Source organism: Streptomyces gelaticus (assembly GCF_014649535.1).
In the GTDB taxonomy this organism is placed as follows: Bacteria; Actinomycetota; Actinomycetes; order Streptomycetales; family Streptomycetaceae; genus Streptomyces; species Streptomyces gelaticus.
In genome coordinates this window covers 203603-220271 of record NZ_BMTF01000007.1, presented here as the reverse complement: position 1 = coordinate 220271, position 16669 = coordinate 203603, and the positions used below count along the sequence as shown (strand labels likewise).

The following is a 16669-nucleotide window of genomic DNA, read 5'->3' as shown; positions in this document are numbered from 1 at the left end:
TCGGGGTGTGACAAGCGATCCGTCCGGGCGGACGGCCGTGACATGATCGGTCTCAGCGAAGATAGACGCGCTGCGGGTCCATGTCCTCACGCAGCAGCCGGAGTTCGGCCCCGGTCGGCGGCGGAACGGTCCCGGCCGTGCCGGCCACCTCCAGGTCCCGGCCGGTGGCCGCCCGTACCTGCTCGACCGTGACACCGGGGTGGACGGCGACCGGTCTCAGCTCCTCGCCGACGCCCCCACGGGCCAGGATGCCCGGCTCGGTGATGACCCGGGTGACGGCCGGCGCCCAGCGGCCGGATGCCCTCGGCCGGCACCCGGTCGGGGCCGGGGGTGGTGCAGAAGTCGAGGGTCCCGGTGAAGGAACGCGGGTTGTGGCGGCGCATCACGACGAAGACCTCACGGGAGTCGGCCATCACTTCGACGACATCGTCCTGTCTTTCCGGTCAGTCGTGGCCACGGTGCTCCTCCGGCTCTGCGGGCGCGTCCTGGATGCGCGTCGCCCCACCGTGTCAGCGGCTATTGATTGCTGTCCAATACCAAATTAAGGTCGGATCAAGACACCTGAGCAATGAATCGGCACAAGGGACGTGCATGGAGCTGCGTCACCTGACCGCGTTCGTCGCCGTGGCCGAGGAGCCGCCGATCCGGCTCCGGGCGGCGCTGGCCTGGCGTGCCGCCTCCGCCGCGTTGCGGGCGGTGCTCGCGGTGGCGGAGGAGGCCCTGCCCACGCCCCCGGGCCCGGCCGGGAGCCGAACCTCCGCGAGCGGGAATCGAGACGCGCCACGTCTTGAACCAGGGTGAACTGGATATTGGACCGGCTCAGTCGCCGGGTGCAAGGGTCGGCGGCACACGCCACTCGTCTCCGAAAGGTCACATCGTGCCCGATCAGCAGCTCGATGTCGTCATCTGTGAACCACTGCGCACTCCCATCGGCCGCTTCGGCGGAGTGTTCGCACAGCAGACGCCGGCCGCGCTCGCCGCACGTGTCATCGCCGAGATCGTGGCCCGTACCGGAATCGACCCCTCCGCCGTCGACGAGGTGATCCTGGGGCACTCCTACCCGTCCGCCGAGGCGCCTGCCATCGGCCGGGTCGCGGCGCTGGACGCCGGACTGCCCGAGACCGTCACCGGCTCCCAGGTCGACCGCCGCTGCGGATCGGGCCTCCAGGCCGTGCTCGACGCGGCGATGCAGATCCGGGCCGGCTTCAGCGAGGTCGTGATCGCGGGCGGCGTCGACGTGATGAGCGGTGCCCCGTACTACACGCACGAGGGCCGCTGGGGCATCAAGGGCCCCGGCCTCCAGCTCCACGACGCGCTGGCCCGCGGCCGGGTCACCGCGGGCGGCGTCAACCACCCCGTGCCGGGCGGCATGATCGAGACCGCCGAGAACCTCCGGCGCGCCTACGGCATCAGCCGCGCCGACCAGGACGCCCTCGCCCTGCGCTCCCAGCAGCGCGCCGGCCGGGCCATGGCGGAGGGCCGGTACGCCGCGGAGACCGTCCCCGTCACCGTACGCACCCGCAAGGGCGAGAACGTCGTCACCGCCGACGAGCACCCCCGCCCCGACACCACCGCCGAACAACTCGCAGCGCTGCGCCCGATCATGGCGAAGTCCGACCCGGAGGCGACCGTCACCGCGGGCAACGCCAGCGGTCAGAACGACGCGGCCGCCGCCTGCCTGGTCACCAGCGCGGTCACCGCCGAACGCCTCGGTCTGACCCCGCTGGTCCGGCTGGTCTCCTTCGCTCGTGCCGGGGTGCCCGCCGCGACGATGGGCATCGGCCCCGTCCCGGCGACCCGGGCCGCCCTCGACCGCGCCGGGCTCACCCTCGCCGACCTCGACCTGATCGAGCTCAATGAGGCCTTCGCCGCCCAGGTGCTCGCCTGCACCCGCGAGTTGGGCCTCGGCGAGAAGGACCACGAGGAGCGCGTCAACGTCAACGGCTCCGGCGTCTCCCTCGGTCACCCGGTCGGCGCCACCGGCGCCCGTATCCTCGCCACGCTGACCCGTGAGCTGCACCGCAGGGAGGCCCGGTACGGACTGGAGACCATGTGCATCGGCGGCGGGCAGGGTCTCGCCGCGGTCTTCGAGCGCATCGCGGACTGACGTCCGGCCGACGGGTGCAGTGAGCCCATCCTTGTACCTGCCGCGGCGAGTTCCGGGCCCGCCGTGGCGCGTACGCCGTTGTCGCAGGCCGCCGGGTAACCGGTGCGGCCGGCGCCCGGGGCGGTGCCGGCCCGGCCGCGGATGGAGTCGGTGGCGCTGGTGACCTACCGGTACGGGGCTCGACGACGCCGGCCACCGCGATGCCGAGCGCCGCGGCCCGTCGCTACGGATCGACGGCCGCGGCCGCTCCGGCGAGGGCGTCCGGCACGGCCGCCGCGCCGCCTCGGGCCGGGGTGGGCCGGGCCAGGAGCGCGCCGTCGGCGCTGGGGAGTGCGGCGGCGCTCTTCGTACCGCCGAGGTCGAACCCGGTCACCGCGGCACCCGTTCCGGCGGCGGACGGCCCGGAGCCCTCGCTCATCGGACCGGCTGCAGACCGGCGGCGCGCAGGCGCCGGGCAACCAGGGCGACGGACTCGGCGCTCAGCTGGATCTGCGGGAAGGCCGTGTCACCGCAGGCGATGACGCCGAGCAGCTGGAGCGCCGCCTTGAAGGAGCCGAGCGCCGAGGAGCTGCGGCCCATGTCGGCCTCCGGACCGGCGTCGACCATGGCGAACAGCTCGACGAGCCGCCCCTGTTCCCGCGCGGCCAGTTCCCAGTTCCCGGCCCGCGCGGCGTCGTAGAGCCGTACGTAACCGGCCGGGTCGACATTGCCGATGCCCGGCACGACACCGTCCGCCCCGGCCAACAGGGCTGCATCCACGGTGAGTTCGGAGCCGGTGAGGATGCTGAAGTGCGGTGCCGGGCCGCTCGCGCGGCCCGCTCGGCCGCCCAGCCCGCCGATCAGGCGCCGCAGCCCGCCCTCGTCGCCGCTGCTGTCCTTGAGACCGGCCAGCGTGCCGTCCTCGGCGAGCTCGTGCACCAGCGCGGGGGAGAGCTTGCTGTGCACGGCGACCGGGATGTCGTACGCGAACAGCGGCAGGTCGACCGCCGTGCGCAGCCGCCGGAAGTGCTGGGCGATCTCCTTGCTGTGGGTGCGGGTGTAGAACGGGGCGGTCGCGACCAGGGCGTCCGCGCCCAGCCCGGCGGCGGAGCGGGCGTGCTCGACGACCCGTGCGGTGGTGGTGTCGATGACACCGGCCAGCACCGGAACCCTGCCGTCGGTCGCGCCGATCACGGTCTCCAGTGCCGTGGCGCGCTGTTCGTCGGTGAGGTACGCGACCTCGCTGGTGGACCCGAGCGCGAACAGCCCGTGCACACCGCCGTCGATGAGGTGCTCGACGAGCCGGGCGAGGGACGCGGTGTCGACCTCCCCCCGGGAGTCGAGCGGGGTGCAGACCGGTGGGACGACGCCGTGCAGCGGTGAGGTCAGGGACATGGTGAGGGCTCCAGCTCGGTCGTTGCGCCGATCCGTGGCCCGAGGCAGCCGAACGGATCGAGACATGAGACGTAAGATGTCCTATGTCCGGCTCACCATAGACGGACGCTCCTGTGACCGGTCAAGGGGCCATCGCACCTCGCCAGGTCATGGCGCGCCCCGCCATGACCCAAGGTGTGGTGCGCCGACTCAAGCAACTGATCCTGGAACGCGGACTCGGCCCCCGTGACGCGCTGCCCGCCGGGGCGGAGCCGATGGAGCTCTTCGGGGCCGGCAGGACGGCGGTGCGCGAAGCTCTCGACGACGGCCATCAGGACCCCCTGGCCGGCTGCGCCCGGCACTACGAGATCGTCGCGACGGCCGCGACGGCCGCGACGGCCGACGGCGAACGCGCGGTGCGTGTCATGTGCACCAATTTCGACGGCATCCGTGCCCGCCTGTAACCGTCACCGGTCCGGTAGCCGGGCGCGGGCCCCGGTCCCTCACCGCCCCGGCGCCGCCCCGGTGATCGCGGTGACGGCCATCCGGACCGCCCGGTCCGTCACCGCCCGGGGATCGTCGCCGTTCTCGATCGCCGTCGTGGCCGCGTTGACGATTCCCTGGAGGAGCAGGGCCGTACGCCGCGGATCCTCCTCGCCCAGCTCGCGCAGCGCGCCGATCAGCGGGGTGAGCAGCTCCCGGTGGGCCTGTGCCGCGCTCTCCCGCACCACCGTCGCGTCCTGTACCCCGGCCAGTGCCTGGGCTATTCGGTGCTCGCCGCCGCGCACCAGCTCCAGCTGGGACGACACATAGGCGGCGATCTTCTCCTCGGGCGTACCGGCTGCCGCCATGCCGGACCGGATGGCGTCGGTCCAGCGGGGCATCGCGTCCTCGACGACCGCGGCGAGCAGTTCGGGGCGGCCGGGGAAGTACTTGTACACGCTGTTGCGGGCGAGGCCGGTGGCCCTGGCGACCGCGGTGAAGGTCACGGCCTCGGCGTCGCCGCCCTCCAGCAGCTCACGGGCGGCCCGCACCAGGGCCAGCCGCTGCTGGGCATGGTGCTCGGCGACCGTGGCGGCTCTGATCCTGGGCACCGGCCCAGTCTAGAAGCCCCGGCGCCCTGTCGACCCCCACTTGGGGACGCCGCGTCCCCATCATCTATGTTGGCGACACACCGTCCCTAACATCGATCCATCGAAGGGAACCGCCGTGTTCCTCGCTCTACTGGAGCTGCGCGCCGCCCGAGGACGCTTTCTGCTCATGGGGTCCGTCGTGGTGCTCGTCGCCGCACTCGTCGGCATCGTCTCCGGCTTCACCACCGGCCTGGGCGACGACACCATCTCCGCGCTGCGCCGTCTTCCGGCCGCGCAGCTGGTCTTCTCCTCGGACGCCCGGTCCGACCAGTTCGCCCGCAGCCTCCTCGACGAGAAGACCGCCGCCGCCTGGCGCGCGGACGCCGGCGTCGAAGCGACCCCACTGGGTGTCTCCATCACCCGCGGCACGACGGACCGCGGCGCCGAGGTCGACCTCGCCGCCTTCGGCGTCGAGCCCGACTCCTTCCTCGACCCCGCGGTCACCGAGGGCGACGGCCTCGCCGACGCGGCGGCGGACAGCATCGTGATGTCCGCCAAGCTCGCCGACGAGGGCGTACGCGTCGGCGACACCCTCGCCATCGACCGGCTCGGCATCGAACTGCGCGTCACCGGGCTGACCGAGCGCTCCAGCTACGGCCATGTGCCTGTCGCCTACGTCCCGCTGAAGACCTGGCAGCGCATCCGCTTCAGCACTCCCGGCGCCCCGGCCTCCGCCGCAGCCGTGATCCCCGACCAGTTCAGTGCCCTGGCCCTGCGCACCCCGCCGGCCGGCACCTCGTCCGCCACCCTCGATGCGCGGCACTCCACCACCACCCTCACCAAGGAGGAGGCGTACGAGGCGGCCCCCGGCTACACCGGCGAGCGCGTCACCATGACCTCGATCCAGGTCTTCCTCTATCTGATCGCGCCGCTCGTGGTCGGCGCCTTCTTCGCCGTGTGGACGGTGCAGCGGCAGCCCGAACTCGCCCTGCTGCGCGCACTGGGTGCCTCCCGCAGCCGGCTCCTCGCCCACACCGTGCTCCAGGCGGCCCTGGTCGTCGTCCTCGGCACCGCGGCGGGCGCCGTGCTCGCCGGAGCGGTCGGGCTGCTGGTCGGCGAACAGGTGCCGTTCAGCCTGCCCGCCATCACCCTCGCCGGCACCATGTGCACCGTCGCGGCCGTCGGCCTCGCGGGCACCGCCCTGACCCTGCGCAGGGTCACCGAAGCCGATCCGCTGACCATGCTGGGAGCAAACCGATGAGCCTCGAACTGACCGGCGTCACTGTCGAGTTCGGCCGCGCCGACGCCCGTGCCACCGTCTTCGAGGGTCTCGAGGCAACCTTCGCACCCGGCCGGATGACGGCCCTCGTCGGCCCGTCGGGCTCCGGCAAGTCCACGCTGCTCGCCGTCGCGGGCGCGCTGCTGCGGCCCACCGCCGGGCAGGTCCTGCTGGATGGCGAGGATCTCGCCGCACTCTCCGACGCCCGGCGCGCCTCGGCGCGCCGGGAACGGATCGGCTACATGTTCCAGAGCGGCAATCTGCTCTCCGGACTGGCCGCCGCCGACCAGCTGCTCGCCGCCGTGTACATAGGTGGCGGGCGCCCTCGCGCGCACCGCTCCCGCGCCGAGGAGGCCCTGACCCGGGTGGGTCTCGGCCATCGCCTGCGCCACCGCCCCGAACAGCTCTCCGGCGGCGAACGCCAGCGCGTCGCCCTGGCCCGTGCGCTCTTCCTCTCCCCGAAACTGCTGCTGATCGACGAACCGACGGCGGCCGTCAACCGTTCGCAAGCCGGCGAACTGGCGGCGCTCCTGGCCGAACGCACCCACCAGGACGACTGCGTCACGGTCGTCGCCACCCACGACCCGGCCGTGGCGGAAGCGGCCGACCGGATCGTGGACATGACCGCGCTGACCGCCGGGGCGGCCCCGTCCGCACGGCCCGGCCGCTGAACCGGTCCCGCGACCCGGCCCGTCACTGTCGCTGGACGCTGCCGTACAGATAGCTGTCGTCGCCGTCCAGCGCGGCCCGGCTCAGCGCCTCCACCTCGGCGGGCCCCAGCGCGGGCCAGTCGGGCGTGTTCTCGACGAAAGCGCGCCCCAGCCTGCGGCCGAGGCCGACCAGGCGGGCCCCCTCGGCGGAACGCTCGCTCAGGGCGGTCGCCGGGATCGTGCCCCGCCAGACCAGGTACCCGGCGGGAACCGGCCGCACCCCGGGGGCGAGCAGTTCGCGGGTGACGGAGCGGTGCCCGTCCGCCCCGACGACGATGTCGTACTCCCGCTCGCCGTCCGCGGTACGGATCAGGGCGCCGCCGGAGGCCGCACGCCCGACGGAGCCGACAGGCCGACCGCGGTGGTAGGTGCCGCCCTGGGCGTTGGCGCGCAACGCCCGCCACAGCAGACCCCAGTTGCACGCCGCCACCGGCGCCTGCTGCCGCGCCAGCTCACGCGCCGTCCGCCGCCCCGGCGCCCGTGCGAGCCAGACCCGGGTGGCGACCGGCGCCGTCGGCATGTCCGCACCCAGGTACCCGCCCGCGACCAGCTCCTGATGGAGAGGCGGAGGGATGACGATGCCGAAACCCCGGTCCTGCAACGTGCCGTCGCTGCGCTCGTGGACGGTGACGTCCGCCCCGGCCCGCGCCCCCGCGATCGCCATGGCGCAGCCGGCGATGCTGCCGCCGACCACCCCGATGCGTAAACGCGTCACTGTCACCGTGCTACCGCCTGTTCCGATGCTCCGGGAGGTGCTGGCCGCCCTCATCGTCGCACCCGTGCGGGCCGGTGCGGAACGGGAACGCGAGGCGCCGGTGACGGCCCCGCTCATCGGGATTGAGCCCGTCACCGCAGTGGCAGCGGGACCTGGCCGCCGTTGCCGTTCGGCCAGTCGTCCCAGTGGTCGATGAACACGGCGTTCTGTGCCGGTTCGATCGGTCGGGCTCCGGACGGCGCACGTACCCTGGGCAGTCCTCCCGGCGGCCGTCAAGGGCCTGACCGGCGGCCCCGATTCGCCGGACGCCGGTCCAGCGCGCTGTCGCGTGCGCGGGCCTCGGAGATCCGGCGGCGGACCGGGGCGTAGTGCTCGCTCAGCGCCTTCATGAAGCCGGTGACGTCCCCGGCCCGCGCGGCGTCCACGATGTTCTGGTGGGCCGCGATCGTGGCCGTCTCATCGGCATGAGTGAATCCGTCGAGATGCGGCGCGACGATCGAGTACACGTCCCAGAAGGCCATCGAGAGCTGGCCGATCAACTGATTGCCGAGCGGCGCCACCAGGAGCGCGTGGAACGCCCGGTCCGCGTCCACGAAGCCGTGCCCGTCCTGGGCGCCGGTCCTGCGCATCGTCGCGACCAGGCCGTCCAGCTCTTCGAGCTGTTCCTCGTTGAGCAGCGAGACGATCCGGTCGGCCGTCCCGCGCTCGAAGAGCTCGCGTACGTCGACGAGGTCGGCCATCACCTGGAAGTCGTCGTCGGGGGAGAGCAGCCCGCGGAAGGCCAGGCTCTCCACCAGGGCCGACAGGCTCAGCCGGCCCACGTAGGTGCCGTGCCCGTGACGCACCTCCACGATGTCCAGCGCGTCGAGGATCTTGACCGCCTCGCGGACGCTGGAGCGGCTGGCGCCGAGTGCCTCGCACAGGGCCGGCTCGGTGGGAAGCGGGTCCCCGGGGCGGAGTCGCTCTTCGAGGATGTAGCGCTTGATGCCCTCGACCACTTCCTGCCGGAGCAGCCGCCGGCCGGGCTTCGCGCCGGGCATATGTGAACTCCCCACCTCTCGACCCCTCTCGGTTGTCCAGCTACGTTCCCACGCTATCAAGGCATCTGACATCTGACGTATGATGTCCTGCCCCGATGCGTTGCCTGGACGCGGTCGAGGCCGCCGAGATCGCGCCTGCCCGGACCGCGCGGGGCTCGCCCGGGTCATGAGCCGGCCCGAGTCGAACGACAGCGGTCCGTTGTCACAGCCCCGACTGTGACAACGGACCGCTTCTTTTCGGTCCGCTAGCTGTCGACCGCGCCGATCAGCTCTTCGAGGCGCGGGTACGGCGGACCAGCATGGTTCCACCCAGCACCAGGGCCGCGGCGGCTCCGCCGGCCAGCCCCAGGTTGGCGTCGGCACCGGTGTGCGCCAGCTGCCCGGTGGTGAACGTGTCCCCGGGGGAGCCCTTGGGCTCGATGCCGGTCCGCGGTTCATCGGTGCGGGGCGTGACCGGGGGCGTCACCACAGGCGGCGTGACCACGGGCGGCGTGACCACGGGCGGCGTGACCACGGGCGGCGTGACCACCGGGGGTGTCACGGGGGGAGTGACCGGCGGCTCGACTACCGGCGGCTCGACCACGGGAGGCTCAATCACGGGAGGTTCGACTACCGGCGGCTCGACCACGGGGGGTTCGACCACCGGCGGCTCGACTACCGGCGGCTCGACCACCGGAGGTTCGACCACGGGGGGTTCGACCACTGGCGGTTCGACCACTGGCGGTTCGACCACGGGGGGCTCGACTACCGGCGGCTCGACCACCGGAGGTTCGACCACCGGCGGCTCGACGCCCGGCCCCTCCTCATTCGTGCACGTGTTCCCAGCAGCCGGGTTCAGCACACCGACGACATCGACGGTGTTGCCGCACACGTTGACCGGAACGTCCACGGGGGCCTGGACGTTGTTGCCGGACAGCACACCGGGGGACTGGCTCGCGCCGCCCGCGGCGCTCGCCCCCTGGCCCCCGCTGCCGGAGCCGCCCTTGTTCTCGCACTTGTTGCCGAACGCAGGGTTCAGCAGGCCGACCACATTTACTGTGTTGCCGCACACATTGACCGGCACATGCACCGGCACCTGCACATTGTTGCCCGAGCCGACGCCGGGCGAACCGACGGCCGCGCCGTCGGCGGAGGCATCCGCGAACGCGTATCCACCGGCTGCGGTCAGGATCCCTGACGTCGCCGCCATAATCAGCACGCTCTTACTCAAGGCTTTTCGCATTGGTTGCCCCTTCTTAGGCCATTCCGTGCGAGCAGAACGCTCGCTGTTCATTCATCAGGCCGGTGCGGAGTCCGCCGGGAGGCCACCCCGGCGGCGCCCGTGCATGACTCGGCAAGCGGCGGACGGGAAGCCGAGCGCCCGAACCTGCACGCTTGTGTCACTCATAACGAGAAGGAATTGTTGAGGAAACTCGAAAGGTCGTGGAAATTGTGTGACCACACGAATGGAGTACGAGCCCAGGTCGACTCGAACCCGTCCGGCGCACAGAGATGCGCAACTCGACGAGCGGACAATGGCTGTGGGGCGGGGAAGTGGCAGGGCGGACCGATTCCGTCCGCGCACTCGCGAGGCGCCGTTTCGTACTGCTGTACGCACCGATGGGCATTCGGGTGAATGGAGAGAACCAAACGCCCGGCGGCGAGTTGGGCAGGGGGCTCCGGTACGGGGCATTCAGTACGAGAAGGGTTAATCGTGATCAAGAAGGTTCTGGCTGCGGGTGCCGTTGCCGCCTCCATCCTCGGTCTGGGCGCGACGCAGGCCATGGCCATCGGCGACGACGGCGGTACGACCTCGGTCAATGGCAACGGAGCCTCGCAGTCGTTCGGCAACGCCGAGACCCACGGTGACGGCAGCCCACAGTTCGGCCTGGTCCAGGGCAGCCTGAACGAGCCCTGCGTCGGCCTGCCGGCCAAGGCCAACGTCGGCTCGCTCGCCGGCCTGGTCCCGGTCGCGGTCCAGGACGTCAACGTGCTGTCCTCGCCACAGAACCAGCAGTGCACCGAGAACTCCACCCAGGCCAAGGGCGACGAGCCGCTGTCGCACGTCCTGGACGACATCCCGGTGCTCTCCGGCAACGGTGCCGGCAACAGCTGATCATCCGTAGTTGATCCAGCCGCAGACGACAGGCCCGGGCCGCAGGCGTTCCTCCTCCGCGCGGCCCGGGCCTGTTGCTGCCGTCCCCCGACACTGGCGCATCGGATTGTCGGAAGACCTCTCCGGTGACATCGGTGATCGACATTGCGCCGTTCGGGCGATCTTTCAGAAATCTTTCGCCAGAAGAGTTTCGAATACCGTCTGAAATCGTTATGAATTACACCGGCGGAGTTACGAGTGATCAGGACGGCGCTCGTGCGGCACGAAAGACGTGGCCGCTCCGGACTCCGTCAAAGAAAGGGAACACAGTGAAGTACACCAAGGTTGCCGCCATCGCCGCCGGAACCCTGATGGCGATGGGCGCCGCCGCGCCGGCGTTCGCCGACTCCGGTGCCGAGGGCGGCACTGCTCTCTCCCCGGGTGTGGTGTCCGGCAACAACGTCCAGGCCCCGATCCACGTCCCGGTCAACGCGTGCGGCAACACCGTCAGCGTGATCGGTCTGATCAACCCCGCATTCGGCAACACCTGCAGCAACGTCTGACCCCTGGTCGGACGGGCCGAACGCTCATGAGCGGAAGCCCCGGATCGCATGCACTGCGATCCGGGGCTTGCCCCTTTCTTCCCCGGCATTCGATCGGGTGGTCCCGCAGGAAAGGCGATCCCGTCCAGTTGCCCTGTCGCAACCGCATCGTTACCCACGGCGGAAGCGGCAGAAGGCACGGCTAAAGAAGGCTCGTGCGGCGCGGGTACGCGACCGAAACAGATGCCGCTGCAGAAGGGAACCCGAAAGTGAAGTACGCGAAGACTGCTGCGCTCGTTGCCGGTTCCGTGGTTGCTCTCGGAACGGCTGCTCCCGCCTTCGCCGTCACCGACGCCACGGCCCCCGACTTCAGCCTCAACGGAGGCGTCAACCAGGTGGTGGAGAGCACTCCGCAGGCTGTCGACCCGATCGGGGACACGGTCGGCGGCGCCGCGGAGTCGGTGCAGAGGAACGGCACCGTCACCAAGCTGGCCGACCAGGCCACCGGTGCGGCCAAGGGGGCGGCCCCGCTCATGGGCGGTCTGCCGCTCGGTGGCTGACCGTCGCGCCACGGCAGTCCCCCGCCGGTCCCGGCCTTTCGCGTTCCTTCAGCGCTGTGCATTCGGCGAACAACTGAACGTAAAAGAACCGTTCGAGTGAATAGGCACAACCATTCCGGTTGTCGTGAGTTGATCAGGGCGCTCCGGACAGGCGGGCAACAGAAAACCCCAGAAGGGCTATTTAATGATCAAGAAGATTATGGCCTCGGCAGCTGTCGCTGCTTCGATCGTCGGCGTCTCCGCCGCGATCGCCCCGCAGGCCATGGCCATCGGCAATGACGGCGGCACGACGTCGGTCAACGGCAACGACGCCGTCCAGTCGTATGGCAACTCCACCACCCACGGCGACATGAGCCCGCAGTTCGCGCTCATCCAGGGTTCGCTCAACAAGCCCTGTGTCGCGCTGCCGGCCAAGGCCAACGTCGGTTCGGTCCTCGGGGTCGTTCCGGTCTCGGTCCAGGACATCAACGTCCTGGCCTCGCCGCAGAACCAGCAGTGCACCGAGAACTCCACCCAGGCCAAGGGTGACGAGGCCCTCTCGCACATCCTGGACGACGTCCCGATCCTGTCCGGCAACGGCGCCGGCAACAACTAGGACCGTACCGCCCCGGGCGCTCCTCGCCGGTCGAACCGGCAGGGAGCGTGCCGTGGGCCGCTTCGAGCCTGTCTGCATGCAGTATCCGAAACACCCGTGGGGTCGGCACATCCGCACGGCAGCCGGTTTCCCGGCCGCCCGGATGCGTCGGCCCCACCGGCGTTCATGGCCCGCCGTGCCCCTCGAAGGAGCGGGTGGACTGGGCCGGTTGCCGTAGTACCGGAAGACGTCGCCCGTCGCACCGGGTAGGGGCCACTCATGGACCACTACGACAGTCACCACCCCTGCGACCGGCAGCGGAACGCACAGGACGGCACACCCATCTACGACCGGCTGCTCGCCGAATGGCGGGCGGCCCACGGCAGCCCGGAGCCGCCCGCACGGCCCGAGCGGCCGTGCGCGGGAAGCCGGGTCCCCGCGGCCCGCACCTCCGGCGAGGCTGTCGAAGGGTGATCGGAAATGGTCGAACTCATGCTGGATCGAACCCTTTTGAGTGGTATTTCGGAACCGATGCTTCCGTAGTGGGTTGATCAGTACGTTCCACAACGGGACGCTTTGAAAGGTGAAGCGTGATGAAGAAGATGATGGCCGGCGCAGCAGTGGCCGTGTCCCTGGTCGGTCTGTCCGCCGCAGCGGCCCCCGCGGCCATGGCGATCGGCAATGACGGGGGCACCACGTCGGTCAACGGAAACGGCGCCGTGGACGAGTTCGGCAACAGCGTGACCCGGGGGGACGGCAGCCCGCAGGTCCAGCTCGTCCAGGGCACGCTGAACAAGGCCTGCGTCGGTCTGCCGCTCAAGGCCAACGCCGGTTCGCTCGTCGGTGTGCTGGTGCCGGTCGCGGTCCAGGACGCCAACGTGCTGGCTTCGCCGCAGAACCAGCAGTGCGCCGAGAACTCCACCCAGGCCAAGGGTGACGAGCCGCTGTCGCACCTCGTCGACGACATCCCGGTGCTCTCGGGCAACGGCGTCGCCAACGGCTGACCTGACGTGCGGGCTGCCCGGGGATCCGCCCGCGGCCGCCCGCACAGCAGGATCCGGGGCACCGCCCCAGGTCTCCACGCATGAGGATGCCCACCGCGCCACGGGGGGCGGTGGGCATTCGGCGTGCCCGGACGGTCAGCCCAGGCTGCGTACCGGAAGGACGCAGTGGGCGGCGGTCGTGATGACCTCCGGGTCGGCCGCGAAGGAACGCAGCAGTTCCTCGCTCACCGGCCCGCCCGGTGCGCCCTGGGGCCACGGACGGGTGGCGAACATCGTGTGCACCTCGCCCCGCTGACCGGCTGCCGCCAGCCACTCCGGCGGCGCAGGGTACTGCGCCGTGAAGTGAGGCATCGTCAGGACCGCCTGGCCGGCCTGGACGAGCAGCTTCACCGGGAGACCCGGGTTCTCGGCCGCGTACACCGGACTGCTGCCGACAGGAAGTCCGCTCCGTTCCAGGGCCGCGCGCATGGCGGCCTCGCCGGCCGCGGGGCCGTCCGTGCCGTCGCCCAGCGAGTAGACGAGAAGGAAGGCGACGTCGTGGCCGTCGGCGGGGTGTTCGCCGCTCCACCCGATCAGTGTGATCGTGCCCAACTGGGCTTGTGCGAACGTGCCGGTGGAGGTCTGGGGTGAGGTCATGCTCGGCACCATAACGGCCCCGGACCGGTCGTTGTGAATGAACATCACCTGATCGAGGGATATAGCCGGATATCTCTGGTGGACACGGCCCGAATCCACTCCGCCCGGCGGCTGCCCGCGGCTTCGTTTTAATGTGTTGAGCCGTCCGGTGCGGACGGACTATGGTGTCCACTGTTCCGGACGGCGGAGATCAACCGCCCCTGTCGGTCCCGTGCTTGAACCAGGAGGTGAGGATCGTGATGACTGTCGCTGCGATGGGCGCTGCCCATAACCCGAAGAGCATCGTTCCCACCCCCGTGGTCGCCGGCTGACCTACTCCGTAACTCCCCGCGCCCGTGTGCGCGTTGCCGGGGCCACCCTTTGAAGGGTTTCCCTTGTCTTTCCCGTCTTTTCCGTCCGCTTTCTCTCTTCAGGGCCCGTCCGCGTCGCACCCGCTGTCCCCGTACGGCTGGGACGACGCGTGGGCGGCCGAGTTCGCACCGTACGCCGAGCAGGGACTGCTGCCCGGACGTGTGGTGCGGGTGGACCGCGGGCAGTGCGATGTCGTCACCCCGCACGGCACGGTCCGCGCCGACACCGCCTTCGTCGTCCCGCGCGATCCGATGCGGATCGTCTGCACGGGCGACTGGGTCGCCGTCGACCCCGACGGTGATCCGCAGTTCGTCCGGACACTGCTGCCGCGGCGTACCGCCTTCGTCCGCTCGACGTCCTCGCAGCGCTCCGAGGGCCAGGTGCTCGCCACCAACGTGGACCACATCGTCATCTGCCTCTCCCTCGCCGTCGAGTTCGACCTCGGGCGGGTGGAGCGCTTCCTCGCGCTCGCCATGTCCAGCTCCAGCGGTGCCGCGCTGCTGCGGGACGGCGGGCCGGCCGGTGACGGTGCCGCCGAGCCGATCGTGGTGCTGACCAAGGCCGACCTGGTACCGGACACCGTCACGCTGTCGTACCTCGTCCAGGACATCGAGGGCGTCGCCCCCGGTGTGCAGGTGCTGACCGTCAGTTCCGCCACGGGGGAGGGGATCGATGTCTTCTCCGCCATCGTCTCGGGCGGTACGAGCGTGCTGCTCGGGGCGTCCGGTGCGGGCAAGTCGACCCTCGCCAACACCCTGCTCGGCCATGACGTGATGGAGGTGCAGGCCGCGCGCGATGTCGACGGCAAGGGCCGGCACACCACCACCACCCGCAATCTGCTGGTCCTGCCCTCCGGGGGCGTGCTGATCGACACCCCCGGACTGCGCGGGGTCGGGCTCTGGGACGCGGAGGCCGGCGTAGGCCAGGTCTTCTCGGAGATCGAGGAACTGGCCGAGCAGTGCCGGTTCCACGACTGCGCCCACGACTCGGAGCCCGGCTGTGCCGTGCTCGCCGCGATCGAGGACGGTTCGCTGCACGCACGGCGCCTCGACAGCTTCCGCAAGCTGCTGCGCGAGAACCAGCGCATCGCCGCCAAGACCGACGCCCGGGTGCGCTCGGAGATCCTGCGCGGCTGGAAGCGCAAGGGTGCCGAGGGCCGGGCCGCCATGGACGCCAAGCGCGGCCGGTTCCGGTAGGCGGGGGTTTCCGGTCCGCGGCTGCCACGGCCGCGGACCGTCGGTCCACGTCCGAAATCCGCCAGTACGGTACTGGCGGGTGCCACACACTGGACGGTGTGATGGACGAACGGACCAGGTACGAGGCGGTGAGCAGCCGCGACGCGCGTTTCGACGGGGTCTTCTTCTTCGCCGTCGAAACGACCGGCATCTACTGCCGGCCGAGCTGCCCCGCCGTCACGCCCAAGCGGCAGAACGTCCGCTTCTATCCGACCGCGGCCGCCGCGCAGGGCAACGGCTTCAGGGCCTGCCGACGCTGCCGCCCCGACGCCGTGCCCGGCTCGGCCGACTGGAATGTCCGGGCCGACGTGGTGGGCCGGGCCATGCGGATGATCGGCGACGGTGTGGTCGACCGGGAGGGCGTGCCCGGTCTCGCCCACCGGCTCGGCTACAGCTCACGCCAGGTGCAGCGGCAGCTCAACGCCGAGCTGGGCGCCGGCCCCGTGGCGCTGGCCCGCGCCCAGCGGGCCCACACCGCACGCGTGCTGCTCCAGACGACCGGGCTGCCCGTGACGGAGATCGCCTTCGCGTCGGGCTTTGCCAGTGTGCGCCAGTTCAACGACACGATCCGGCAGATCTACGCCCGTACGCCGAGTGCGCTGCGGGCCGAGGCAGGGACGGGGCTGGGAGCGGCGGTCCGGGAGGCGCGGACCACCGGGATCCCGCTGCGGCTCGCCCACCGGGGGCCGTACGCGGCCCGCGAGGTGTTCGATCTCCTGGCCGCCGAGACGGTCGCCCGGATCGAGGAGGTCAGCGGTGCGGCCGGTGCCCGTACGTACCGGCGTACCCTGCGCCTTCCGTACGGCACGGGCATCGTGGCCGTCGACGAGCGGTCCGCCGGGTCCTGGCTGGACGCCCGGATCCACCTCACGGACCTGCGGGATCTGACCACGGCCGTCCAGCGGCTGCGGCGGCTCTTCGACCTCGACGCCGATCCGTACGCCGTCGACGAGCGGCTCGGCGCCGACCCCCGACTCGCGTCGGGCGTCGCCGCTCGCCCCGGGCTGCGTTCGCCGGGTGCCGCGGACCCGGAGGAGTTCGCCGTACGGACGCTGGTGGGCCGGGACGCGGCGGAACGGCTGGTGGAGAGGTACGGGAAGGTGCTCGACGTGCCCTGCGGCGGGCTGACGCATGTGTTCCCCGAGCCGGGTGAGCTGGCCGGTGCGGCGGACGGGCCGGAGCTGCGGGCGCTGGCGGGCGCGCTCGCCGACGGGGACATACGGCTCGACGCCGGGGCCGACCGCGACGAGGCCGAACAGGCGCTGCTGCGGCTGCCGGGGATCTCCCCGGCAGCCGCGGCGCTCATCCGGATGCGTGCGCTCGGTGACCCGGACGTGGACCCGGAGGGGCGGCCCGAGGCGGACCGGTGGCGGCCCTGGCGTTCGTACGGGGCGCGCCACCGGGCGCTGCTGTGAG

The 16669-nt window shown here is 71.4% G+C and carries 19 protein-coding genes and 2 pseudogenes; 13 read left to right on the top strand and 8 right to left on the bottom strand.

The genetic code is table 11. From position 1 onward, the window contains the following. Positions 1-52: 52 nt before the first annotated feature. Positions 53-422 (bottom strand): annotated as a pseudogene (locus IE107_RS13310) (3-oxoadipate--succinyl-CoA transferase subunit B); the annotation flags it as partial. A gap of 169 nt (positions 423-591) precedes the next feature. Between IE107_RS13310 and IE107_RS13305 the strand changes: the two are divergent. Then, on the top strand, positions 592-801 hold the full coding sequence (locus IE107_RS13305) for a hypothetical protein (RefSeq protein WP_189544078.1): 210 nt from the start codon (positions 592-594) through the stop codon (positions 799-801). 76 nt (positions 802-877) lie between these two features. After that, a complete protein-coding gene (locus IE107_RS13300) occupies positions 878-2107 on the top strand; it encodes an acetyl-CoA C-acetyltransferase (RefSeq protein ID WP_189543945.1) in 1230 nt (409 codons plus the stop codon). 17 nt (positions 2108-2124) lie between these two features. On the opposite strand, the pseudogene IE107_RS36285 reads toward IE107_RS13300, so the two are convergent. Continuing rightward, a pseudogene (locus IE107_RS36285) lies at positions 2125-2525 on the bottom strand (ROK family protein); the annotation flags it as partial. Further along, positions 2522-3481, bottom strand: coding sequence for a dihydrodipicolinate synthase family protein (locus tag IE107_RS13290; protein ID WP_189543944.1), 960 nt, complete (start codon positions 3479-3481; stop codon positions 2522-2524). The pseudogene IE107_RS36285 and the gene IE107_RS13290, both read right to left, overlap by 4 nt. A gap of 164 nt (positions 3482-3645) precedes the next feature. On the opposite strand from IE107_RS13290, the gene IE107_RS13285 reads away from it, so the two are divergent. Then, on the top strand, positions 3646-3924 hold the full coding sequence (locus IE107_RS13285) for a GntR family transcriptional regulator (protein WP_229866889.1): 279 nt from the start codon (positions 3646-3648) through the stop codon (positions 3922-3924). Positions 3925-3963: 39 nt separating this feature from the next. On the opposite strand, the gene IE107_RS13280 is transcribed toward IE107_RS13285, so the two are convergent. Then, positions 3964-4554: a TetR/AcrR family transcriptional regulator gene (locus tag IE107_RS13280; protein WP_189543943.1), complete on the bottom strand. Its 591-nt coding sequence runs from the start codon at positions 4552-4554 to the stop codon at positions 3964-3966. A gap of 115 nt (positions 4555-4669) precedes the next feature. On the opposite strand from IE107_RS13280, the gene IE107_RS13275 reads away from it, so the two are divergent. Continuing rightward, complete coding sequence (locus IE107_RS13275) at positions 4670-5794, top strand: ABC transporter permease (protein ID WP_189543942.1); 1125 nt, start codon at positions 4670-4672, stop codon at positions 5792-5794. Then, positions 5791-6483 (top strand): ABC transporter ATP-binding protein, encoded by a 693-nt coding sequence (locus IE107_RS13270; RefSeq protein WP_189543941.1) that lies wholly within the window; start codon positions 5791-5793, stop codon positions 6481-6483. The genes IE107_RS13275 and IE107_RS13270 overlap by 4 nt, the downstream gene beginning before the upstream one ends. Positions 6484-6505: 22 nt before the next feature. Here IE107_RS13270 and IE107_RS13265 read toward each other — a convergent pair whose 3' ends face one another. From IE107_RS13265 to IE107_RS35910, 3 genes are all read right to left on the bottom strand, one after another. Further along, positions 6506-7237, bottom strand: coding sequence for a Rossmann-fold NAD(P)-binding domain-containing protein (locus IE107_RS13265; RefSeq protein ID WP_229866888.1), 732 nt, complete (start codon positions 7235-7237; stop codon positions 6506-6508). Positions 7238-7509: 272 nt separating this feature from the next. Then, positions 7510-8277, bottom strand: a complete 768-nt coding sequence (locus tag IE107_RS13260) for a FadR/GntR family transcriptional regulator (protein ID WP_189543940.1) — start codon at positions 8275-8277, stop codon at positions 7510-7512. A gap of 265 nt (positions 8278-8542) precedes the next feature. Then, the gene (locus IE107_RS35910; protein ID WP_444545016.1) at positions 8543-9475 is read right to left on the bottom strand and encodes a chaplin; all 933 of its coding nucleotides are present in this window, start codon (positions 9473-9475) and stop codon (positions 8543-8545) included. Between the two features lie 495 nt (positions 9476-9970). Between IE107_RS35910 and IE107_RS13250 the strand changes: the two genes are divergently transcribed. The 6 genes from IE107_RS13250 to IE107_RS13225 all read left to right on the top strand — a co-directional run bounded on the left by IE107_RS13250 (position 9971) and on the right by IE107_RS13225 (position 13031). Beyond that, positions 9971-10372 carry a rodlin gene (locus IE107_RS13250; protein WP_189543939.1) on the top strand — a complete coding sequence of 134 codons (402 nt, stop codon included), beginning with the start codon at positions 9971-9973 and terminating at the stop codon, positions 10370-10372. A 308-nt stretch (positions 10373-10680) separates the two neighbouring features. After that, positions 10681-10914, top strand: coding sequence for a chaplin (locus IE107_RS13245; protein WP_189543938.1), 234 nt, complete (start codon positions 10681-10683; stop codon positions 10912-10914). Between the two features lie 248 nt (positions 10915-11162). Further along, complete coding sequence (locus tag IE107_RS13240; RefSeq protein ID WP_189543937.1) at positions 11163-11453, top strand: hypothetical protein; 291 nt, start codon at positions 11163-11165, stop codon at positions 11451-11453. Positions 11454-11637: 184 nt separating this feature from the next. Beyond that, complete coding sequence (locus IE107_RS13235) at positions 11638-12048, top strand: rodlin (RefSeq protein ID WP_189543936.1); 411 nt, start codon at positions 11638-11640, stop codon at positions 12046-12048. A gap of 258 nt (positions 12049-12306) precedes the next feature. Then, entirely contained in the window at positions 12307-12501 is a 195-nt protein-coding gene (locus IE107_RS13230; RefSeq protein WP_189543935.1) for a hypothetical protein, read from the top strand. Positions 12502-12620: 119 nt separating this feature from the next. Further along, on the top strand, positions 12621-13031 hold the full coding sequence (locus tag IE107_RS13225) for a rodlin (RefSeq protein WP_189543934.1): 411 nt from the start codon (positions 12621-12623) through the stop codon (positions 13029-13031). Positions 13032-13166: 135 nt separating this feature from the next. Here IE107_RS13225 and IE107_RS13220 read toward each other — a convergent pair whose 3' ends face one another. Next, a complete protein-coding gene (locus IE107_RS13220) occupies positions 13167-13667 on the bottom strand; it encodes a DUF5949 family protein (RefSeq protein WP_189543933.1) in 501 nt (166 codons plus the stop codon). 374 nt (positions 13668-14041) lie between these two features. Here IE107_RS13220 and rsgA point away from each other — a divergent pair, with 374 nt between their 5' ends. Next, positions 14042-15214: a ribosome small subunit-dependent GTPase A gene (gene rsgA / locus IE107_RS13215; RefSeq protein WP_189543932.1), complete on the top strand. Its 1173-nt coding sequence runs from the start codon at positions 14042-14044 to the stop codon at positions 15212-15214. 101 nt (positions 15215-15315) lie between these two features. After that, a complete protein-coding gene (locus tag IE107_RS13210) occupies positions 15316-16668 on the top strand; it encodes a DNA-3-methyladenine glycosylase 2 family protein (protein WP_308434225.1) in 1353 nt (450 codons plus the stop codon). Position 16669: the final 1 nt, after the last annotated feature.